The sequence below is a fragment of the Parabacteroides sp. AF21-43 genome, from assembly GCF_003635435.1.
Taxonomy (GTDB): domain Bacteria; phylum Bacteroidota; class Bacteroidia; order Bacteroidales; family Tannerellaceae; genus Parabacteroides; species Parabacteroides distasonis.
In genome coordinates this window covers 1-1,417 of the sequence record NZ_QTMG01000065.1, presented here as the reverse complement: position 1 = coordinate 1,417, position 1,417 = coordinate 1, and the positions used below count along the sequence as shown (strand labels likewise).

General features: G+C 43.9%; 2 protein-coding genes. Both read right to left on the bottom strand.

The annotated features are described in order from the left end of the window. Nucleotides 1-24: 24 nt before the first annotated feature. Nucleotides 25-1,008, bottom strand: a complete 984-nt coding sequence (locus DWX84_RS21340; RefSeq protein ID WP_016270043.1) for a transposase — start codon at nucleotides 1,006-1,008, stop codon at nucleotides 25-27. After that, nucleotides 974-1,417, bottom strand: a 444-nt coding sequence (locus DWX84_RS21335) for a hypothetical protein (protein WP_226892979.1), incomplete at its 5' end; no start/stop codon positions are given. The genes DWX84_RS21335 and DWX84_RS21340, both read right to left, overlap by 35 nt.

Below are 1,417 nucleotides of genomic sequence, written 5' to 3'. Positions count from 1 at the left end.
GGCTCACCCGATAAACCTGGGGGATTAAGCATACAGCTTTGTAAGTCTGAAAAGAAAGAATTTTATATCCGTTACTCCTCTTAAAGCAGCTCTAAACGCCTTAATTTTAGCATTAAAAGACTCTGCAAATGCATTAGTTGCCCTGTTTACAAAGAAGTTCAAGACTTCATCATAGTGCTCGTAAAGTGTGGCGGCAATAACATTGAAACTCTTAAAGCCAGAGTCGTCCACTTTGTTGTACCATCGTGCAAGCGAGAGTCTTGCTGCATCTTTGACGGTATTCTTGGAAAATATCATTCTTAGGGAATGTGTAAGCGAATAGGCTTCTTTAAGATCAGGATACGTTTCAAAGAGCACCTCAGCTCTTTGTCTCTGACTTTCCGTCCATTTGTCGGCAGATTTAAAAAGCAGATATCTGCTGCGAGCCAACAACTGCTTGTGGGTATCACCATTTGCAAGCACAATTGGAGTGTATGCTTCGCCCAGGCATTTGGCTTCTTCCCTGGCATCCGTGTCTGCTTGAATGGCATCCCATCTATGCGCGATGCGCATCTCCTGCAAGGCATCACATGCAAGTTTCTGTATATGAAAGCGGTCTATGGTACGCATTGCATTCGGGAAACAGCGTCTGGCTATAAGTCGCATGGAATTCGACATATCCATTGTTATCTCCTTAACCAACAGTCTCTTGTCCTCGTCAATGCGCATAAGTGCTTCCGTGACAGCATCTGCCGCCACACCCTTTACAATAGCAATGATGGTACCTTTACCTCCACGTGAAGATCTGTTGCTTACTATAGTGTACAGCTCACCGTTGCTTGGAGCCGTTTCGTCAATGCAGATGCTTTCACCAATGTTCTCTGGAAAGACAAGCCAGTCTTCTGCATGTGAGAGTTCTGACCATTCACGATAGCCGCTGAGCACTTCCTTGTATTGCTTTTCAAACGTATCCCCGTTTATGTGATAATAGCGGTCAAGCGAACGGGAGGTCGTAGGAATCGTCTCCATACACTCCTTTTAAAAAAGCCGCAAACTCCTTGGAGTAGCGGGTTTCTTCAGCCTTCAGGTCGTAAGAGTCGGAGAAGTATCGGTTATTCTGCTTGTCATACCATTTGCGTCTTCTGACAATTAGGTCAACACCTTTATCGCGGATTGGAAAGTCACGTATAGTTACGGCTTCACAGAATCCTTTGGATTCAATCTCTGGGTTCTCTTTATATTCAGCCTTAACCGATTCATCAAGATAGATGCGGATAAGGGATGCCTCTTCTTCTACACGTACTACTTCAAAATTTGAAAGTATCTCTGATGGCAGAATCAACTGTGCCAATGCTAATAGTCCTTGATTGTTCATGGTACAAAGGTGCAAATTTTCTATAGAATTAAAGAATTTTCCCCCTGATTTATCGGGTGAGCC